4 protein-coding genes and 2 pseudogenes are annotated in these 7,795 nt (G+C 47.1%); 5 read left to right on the top strand and 1 reads right to left on the bottom strand.

Annotated elements, in window-relative coordinates; genetic code table 11:
• Positions 1-76: 76 nt before the first annotated feature.
• Positions 77-421: pseudogene (locus tag JKP77_RS04105) on the top strand (Tn3 family transposase); the annotation flags it as partial.
• Positions 422-1,263: 842 nt separating this feature from the next.
• On the opposite strand, the pseudogene JKP77_RS22655 reads toward JKP77_RS04105, so the two are convergent.
• Positions 1,264-2,112: pseudogene (locus JKP77_RS22655) on the bottom strand (methyl-accepting chemotaxis protein); the annotation flags it as partial.
• 359 nt (positions 2,113-2,471) lie between these two features.
• Here JKP77_RS22655 and JKP77_RS04095 point away from each other — a divergent pair.
• The 4 genes from JKP77_RS04095 to JKP77_RS04080 all read left to right on the top strand — a co-directional run bounded on the left by JKP77_RS04095 (position 2,472) and on the right by JKP77_RS04080 (position 7,787).
• Complete coding sequence (locus JKP77_RS04095) at positions 2,472-3,362, top strand: transporter (protein ID WP_187447769.1); 891 nt, start codon at positions 2,472-2,474, stop codon at positions 3,360-3,362.
• A gap of 231 nt (positions 3,363-3,593) precedes the next feature.
• Complete coding sequence (locus tag JKP77_RS04090; RefSeq protein WP_187447768.1) at positions 3,594-5,501, top strand: sigma-54-dependent Fis family transcriptional regulator; 1,908 nt, start codon at positions 3,594-3,596, stop codon at positions 5,499-5,501.
• A 169-nt stretch (positions 5,502-5,670) separates the two neighbouring features.
• On the top strand, positions 5,671-6,219 hold the full coding sequence (locus JKP77_RS04085; protein WP_218309931.1) for a gluconate 2-dehydrogenase subunit 3 family protein: 549 nt from the start codon (positions 5,671-5,673) through the stop codon (positions 6,217-6,219).
• Between the two features lie 20 nt (positions 6,220-6,239).
• Positions 6,240-7,787, top strand: a complete 1,548-nt coding sequence (locus JKP77_RS04080; RefSeq protein ID WP_218309930.1) for an FAD-dependent oxidoreductase — start codon at positions 6,240-6,242, stop codon at positions 7,785-7,787.
• The last annotated feature ends 8 nt before the right edge of the window (positions 7,788-7,795 follow it).

Here is a 7,795-nt window from a genome sequence, read left to right as displayed (position 1 = left end):
ACCACCTCCGCAGCCATTTATTGGTGTGGTCTACAGAGGATTATGTCTTTTTAGAGGGGAAAATCCCTAGAACCCCTATGTGCAACGTGCCCTGAACCGGGGAGAAGCATGGCACTTCCTTAGACGAGCCATTGCGTCGGTGAATGGTGATCAGTTCCGTGGCAAAAACGAGTCTGAAATCGCTATCTGGAATGAATGCGCAAGATTGCTTGCCAACGCGATCATCTACTTCAACTCCGCGATACTGAGTCATCTTCTGGGACACTTTGAAGCGACAGGTGATGAAGAAAAAGCGGCTATCACTCGTGCTGTTTCGCCCGTTGCATGGCAAAATATCAACTTAAGCGGGACGTATAACTTCACCAATACCGGAAAATTGCCTGATATTAGTGAAATTACGAAGCCAATCGTGGATGATTAAGCTTGGAAACGAAAGTAACCCACAGCTGGAGGCTATATAATACAAAGCCTGTAGCATTCTATGTTACTTTAGAGGGGAAAATCCCTAGAACCCCAACAGGGGCAGCATTAAAGCCAAGGAATAACTGCAGGGCATTCCGATCAGTTTCAGCAGTTAGAAGACATCAAATCATTCCTCAAATATTAGCAGAGCTATTTGTTGCTAGCTGCGTTTCTGGCCATGCGTACAGTATTGTAAAGCTAGCGATCCATTAGAATAAGAGTCTTTACTAAGAGGGCCTATGGAATGCCGTTTTTAGAAAATGACGCAGTACAAATTACAGAGTATGAACTGGCTCTAGACTCGAATATTAGGGCCGAGCAGATTGAAGTTTTACTGCGCAATTTAGTGTCTTTACGACATGAGGAGGAAGATAAATTCGTGATTCCGTTCGATGACGTAATCGTTACGCTTTAAGTGTGAGATTCATATAGTTCGTTACAATATGTAAGGTGCATTCCGGCATTCCGGCATTCCGGCATTCCGGCATTCCGGACAATGATTCTGGGATAAACCATCCTTTGGTACTAATTTTAGATCTGAACACAAATTGACGAGAGTCGGTTTTTTATCTTTACGGAACGTCTCAATTTTAATAATTTCAGCTCAATTTACTTATGATCATTGGGCTTAACATTGCTCGCCTATCTTAAGTAAAGCTGAGATTGCTCCGACACCACTAAGTTGCAAACATCCCCGCGCTCTAAAAGTAGTGACAACGTGTTTAACGTTGACTGCTGCAAAAGTAATTTTTGATAAATCTCACCGACGACCGCCGTTCTTTCCTTTGCACCCTGGGTGATCTCCACCATGGCCTCAAGTGCAAGGGTAGATTGATTTAAGCTGTCTTCACTGGCGACGACCGCGGCCTCCATACCATTACCAGCATCGGCAGACGTTTCCTTTAACTGCTTAACAATTGCTCCTATCTCTTCACTGGACGTATTAGCGCTATTTGCCAGCTCTCGCACTTCATTGGCAACGACTGCAAACCCTCTGCCATGCTCGCCTGCTCGGGCGGCCTCAATTGACGCGTTCAAAGCCAGTAAATTAGTTTGTTTAGCAATATCCTGAATCTGCCCGACAATAACCGCTATTTTGTCAGATTGATGGGTAAGCTGAATAAACACATTTTTTACCGTTACAATGTGCTCGGCCAAATATTCACTCGCCGTTTGACAATTCTTTGTATACTCGAAACTCTCATTCACTTTTTTGCCGGAGTAGCCCGCTAATTCCCTGGCTTTTTCCATACCCAGCAGAATCTCTGATAATATGGCTGAGGCTTTGGCGATTTCCGGGCACAGCTGCTCAATTACAGTCTCTTCTCTCTGTTTATCCTGAACGGCATTTTCCTGATCATTAGAAGGTAGTTGCTGACATAACGTCTGTGGCTCGTTTGCTGGCGGTTCAACTTCGACTTCCTGATATATGGTAAACACTTCAGATTTCGGGAACCGACGACCCAGGAGCATGACATAAATACTGCTCCCGGTTGCAATAATGCTAGCCAACAAACTTAATGAAACAGATCCGGAATAAAATGGTATGCCTGTAGCCAGCCACCACATTGAGAGTGCCAGCATTCCAAATCCGTATTGTTTTATTTTAATCTGCTTTACCTGCAGGTTTAACTTATCTGCCTTTTCCACGACATTCGCTCCTACTGCTTGTTAAAGGTCCATTCACCGTAAAAATCGCCGGCGTGAATGGAGTGCTGAGAGAATGCAAAATTAACACCGCATTTACAAACACCGAGAAAATAGCCGGACTCCACGCGGTACGCGATTTACCAGCAGGTAAAAGGATTTGACACGAATAGTCGCTACCGCAAAGTGTTTCATTTTGAGAATCACATAACACCTGGTGTAGTTTTTTAAAACACTCCGATATGTAATTTTATTAACATAACAAGGCTAAATGATTGTTTTGAAATACGGTTTTTGTTTATGGAATGTTAAATGCAATAACAAATATGACGTAATGCGTTAACTTTTATAAGGATAACTAGATGAAAAACACACGGTTAAAACCAGCTTTGCTGTCACTAAGCCTGTCATGTGCGGCATTAACTTCTACCGCTCAGGCAGCTCAGGTAGCTACCGATCCGGGTGACTACGCGCCACTTCCAGCGGGCATCGACCTGGGCATTTTGTACCTTCAGTCATTTGAAAACGATGAGTTCTACGTTAATGGCCAGCAGGTTGAAAACGGCCCGACGTTAAGTGCCGACATTGGCCTGTTGCGTTGGGTGCACTACATTGAACTGGGCGGTTTTATTATCGATCCTCAGGTGATCCTACCGTTTGGACAACTCAAACTTAATGCTGGCGGCGCAGAAATCGAAGCATCAGGCATTGGAGACCCTATACTAGGGGCCACTATCTGGCTGTATAATAACCCGGACACCAAACAAGCAGTTGGCGTAACAGGGCTGGTTTCAGTACCTTTAGGTAGTTACGACACTGAAAAAGGTCCAGTGAATCTAGGCGAAAACCGCACTAAGTTTATTACCCAGGCGGCCTTTATTACGCCAATCAGCGAGCAGTTTTCCCTTCATCTGGTGGGTGAATACACCTTCTTTGGCGATAATGACGATTTTGGCGCATCAGGGATCACCCGTAAACAGGACGATCAATACGGTTATCAGGTGCATCTGAACTACCATATTTCTGATACCACCACCGCCTCAGTAAACTATTACCACGACTTCGGTGCAGAATCTCAAGTGTCCGAAGTTGAGCAGCAGGACGAGCTGAACAATAACCGCTGGCAGGTTACGCTGCAGCACTTCTTACAACCAGATTTACAGGTGCAAGCTCAGTATGGCCGCAGTATTTCGGTAGAAAATGGCTTTTTTGAAACCGATCGCATTAATCTGCGTTTTGTAAAAGTGTTTTAAACTTGAAATAGTCTCCCTCAGAGTACAGGGTGTGCATAGCATTGATAAGTACATCCTGCTTTTACTTGGCAACCCCTCTACCAAATTCATATAGCGAACAAATATTCACATATAAAACATATTACAAATATTTTACAATTCATGCTAGACTGAAGCTTTATTTTTCGATTACCAGAAATTACGGTTGTTTTCGCTATGTGTTAGCACAGCAAACCCCAAAAGGTCGAAGTAATGAGCAATGAATTAAGTGTAATCCGTCAGCGTTTTATTGAAGGAGATGTTCAGGTAGCCAGCATGCTACCCAGTGCCATTCGGGAGTCGTGGCTTCGCTGTGCAGACCAAACCCTCCCCATGTCAGGCAAACTCGAATACAGTTTTATTAGGCCTGATCTTCTGGACCAGCTTAAATACCAGAATGAAGAGCTGCTTACGGTTTCAAACCGCCATGTCGAGCAGCTGTTCAGGGCTGTTGCAGGTGCCGGCTGGTCGGTCTTGTTAACTGATCAGGATTGTAATGCATTGCAGGTTCGCCAGGCTAATCGTCTAAGTAACTCGCGCATCGCCCAGGCCTTTAAAGACGGCATCATGCTGAATGAGAACGTGGTAGGTACAACGGCCATGTCCTGCGCAGTAAACAGTAAAAAGTTCAGCCGCGTATTTGGCGGCGAACATTACAAAGAGCAACACAACACTTTTCACTGTGCGGCGGCACCGGTTTTTGACCATATGGGCCGTTTATGCGCTTCTCTGGACATCACCAACGAACACTCCATTAACGATATGGCCGTGTTTTACATGCTTGAGACCTGCGCCAGAAATATCCAGAAATCGCTGATCCTGAATCTTAGCGATACCTATGTTATCGAGATTATTCCCTCTTCCGGGCAATTCGGTGATATCACTAATCTGCTGCTGGCGATTACGCCGGAAGGAAAGATGGTTGGCTGTAACGAAGCCGCTTCAACCTTTATTTCAGACCAGCGGCGCTTTTTTGATACCTGGTTCGACGGCTTATTCAGTTCCGATTTTCAGTTAGTCACCAGCAAACGCGCGGCAAATGGCGAACCGTTTTATTTAACCCTCCACTCGGGCGTCACCCTGGCCTCAAGAATAATCAGAACGCCTCAGGACGCCCCCGTAAAGCATACCAGTCAGTTTAATTACCCGGCCACTGTAGAAATTAAGCCTGAATCACAGACGACCTTCGGCGATGAACAGCTGACAAAGTCGGTACAACGCGGCGCCAGAGTGCTCAACCGTTTACCCGTTATGCTTTATGGTGAATCCGGCGTTGGTAAAGAAGTTACCGCCCGTCACCTGCACGATGCCAGTCAGTGTCGTGGAAAGTTTATCTCTATTAACTGCGCGTCGATTCCAGAAAACCTCATCGAAAGCGAACTGTTTGGGTATCAGGCCGGTGCGTTTACCGGTGCCGATAAAAATGGTTTTAAAGGGCGTATTGCCGAAGCCGACAAAGGTACCTTGTTTTTGGATGAAATCGGCGATATGCCTCTCGCCCTCCAAAGCCGTTTGTTACGGGTGCTGGAAACCCGCGAGGTGAGTCCGTTAGGATCATCAAAGGAACATAAAGTCGATTTTCAGCTTATCTGTGCAACGAATGTCAACCTTGAACAAGCCATTGATGAAGGCCGTTTTAGGCAGGATTTGTACTTTCGTTTAAAAGGCTTTGCCATTCCCATTAAACCCTTGCGGGAACGGGATGATAAACTGGCCATTGCTGCCACTATTGTTAACGCCGACTGCCAGCATAAACAAAGCCTGAGTGCCGAAGTTAAACGCTTTATTCAGTGTTATAACTGGCCTGGCAACATCCGCGAATTGCGCAATGTGTTGCTGTATGCCGATGCCATTGGTGATGAGACTACCCTCATTCAAATGGATGAGCTTCCCGACGAGTATCAAACCTGTCAGACCTGCGTATCTCAGCCCGCCATTTCGACATCTGCCCAGCCAATGGGATCAGGACGCTTACTGGATCAGGCCAGTCAGGAACTGATCAATCAGGTGGTTGAGGATTGCAGCGGCAATATGAGCCAGGCAGCGAAGACCCTGGGCATCTCCCGGGCCACGTTATACCGCAAACTGGCCAAAGAACGTTCTGACAGTGCATTAAACTGAGACTGGCACCTGCCTGGCAGTGTTTCAAAATGAAACACTGCCAAACCACTTTTCAAAAAACCAAATAAATATCAACAAATTAACTTTTAATTAACTTTTGGCACACTCCCTGCGTAACCATGCTGTACGTAGTTTTAATCGCTATAACACAACGATAAAGGGCAATCCAATGTCACATATTAATAATCAACGCAGGCAGTTCTTAAAACTGGCAACCGCCATCACCGCAACCGTCATGAGCTGTTCGTCTATGCAGGTCATGGCAGGCATTCTGACCGACGAAAACAAAATGGATGCAACCGAGCAGGCCGTATTTAAGAAAATGCTTGCTATCGCCTTACCTACCGAGGGCACTACCCTGGTGAATCCGGCCACGTTACCGGTTATCCCGACCATTGAAGGCGCCTTGCTGGCAGGCATGCCACCGCATATCCGTAAAGGGCTTAATCAGGGTATTCATTACTTTAATCAAAGCGCCGAAAAAGCCTACGGCAAGCCTTTTACCAAGCTATCCGACGCCGACGCAACTGCCTTTGTGGATGCCTGGGCAGACTCAGATGTAGCGCCGCATCGTGCTTTAGCGATGGGGATTAAAAAGCTCACTGTGCTGGCTTACTGGGCTATTCCGAACACCTGGGCACCGTTAGGTTATGACGGTCCGGTATCGGAAAAATGGGGACTTAAAAAGCGCGGTGTTACACCCGAGCCACAAGCTTAAATATCGGTAGGAGTATAACGATGTCTACAACTCAAAATCAGTTAAACGTAAAAACCGCTGCCGATATCACTGCAGCCCAACTCGACCTTGACGCCGACGTGGTCATTATTGGATCTGGCGCGGGTGGCGGGATCAATGCCTACGAACTGGCCAAAGCCGGTAAAAAAGTAATCGTGCTGGAGGCTGGCCCTTATGTACCATCAGAAAAATTCACCGAAATGATGGCCGTTTCCATGGCCACCCTGTATGAAGGTGAAGGTGCACAAAGTAACACCGATGGCGATATTACTGTATTGCAGGGTCGCTGTGTGGGTGGCTCTACCGTGGTCAACGCCGCACTGTGTTTCCGTACTCCGGATTACTACCTGAATAAATGGGGTAAAGAATATGGCCTGACGAACCTCACACCCGATGTCATGTTGCCGTACTTTGAAAAAGTCGAAAAAAAACTCGGGATCACCGAAGTGAAAGGTCACGAAACCAGCGTGGGTGCCGAGTACATTAAAAAAGGTATGCAGAAGCTGGATATTCCGCTGGGCCTGGCCCGACGCAATATACGTGATTGCGCCATGACCGGCTTTTGCTTTGCTGGCTGCAAAACTGACCGTAAACAATCGATGATGGTGACTTACCTGCCCTGGGCATGTAATCACGGCGCCGTTATTTATGCCGATACCCGGGTAACCAAAATTAACACCGTCAACGGTGCTGCCAGTGGTGTAAATGCTGAAGTTGTCGATCCGAAAACTGGCAAGGTAAAAACCCGCATGAAGGTCAATGCGCCTATAGTGGTGCTGGCTGCAGGGCCTACAGGCTCGCCGCTGCTGTTACAACAATCCGGGCTGGCAAACTCCAGTGGTCAGGTGGGTAAAAACTTCGCCTGCCACCCGTCACTTTCCGTTACCGCAATGTTCGACAAACAGCTGAATGATTTCCACGGCGCTACACACAGCCTGTTCGACGACAGCCATACCCTGCCGGATGATGGAGGCTGGATCCAACTCAATGCAGTTCAGGATCCCGTAGAAGCCTCATTTATGGCGGAGCCAGGAACGGGTAAACCCTACGTGCGCTACATGCAGAACTACCCTAACTCCACGCGGCTGATTACCCTGATCCACGATAAAAACGTGGGTGAAGTAACGCTGGAAAACGGCTACAAGGAAATTCGCTATCAGGTAGACGATGAAGACTTTGAAGCCATGAAGAAAGGCCTGAAGGATAATGCGCGCATTCTGTTTGCAGCCGGTGCCAAATACCTGTACCTGCCGACGTCAGATAAACAGCGGATCAATTCCGTGGACGACATCGACAGCGTTATTGATGCCCTTGAAAATGAACCGGCGCGTTATCGCTACACGTCGTTCCATCCACAGGGCACCTGCCGGATGGGGGCCGACAAAACCAAAACCGTGGTTAACCCCTATGGTGAAACCCACGACATTAAGAAGCTGTATGTGGTAGATGCCAGTCTGCTTCCCACATCAATTGGTTATAACCCGTCTGAAACGGTTTATGCGCTGGCCAGTTACATTGCCGATCACATCAACCAAACGAATCCAAGTTAAGGTATTAG

It is taken from the genome of Alteromonas antoniana, from assembly GCF_019249295.1.
Taxonomy (GTDB): Bacteria; Pseudomonadota; Gammaproteobacteria; order Enterobacterales; family Alteromonadaceae; genus Alteromonas; species Alteromonas antoniana.
Note: the sequence above shows the minus strand (reverse complement) of the source record. Positions and strands in the feature narration are given on the sequence as shown.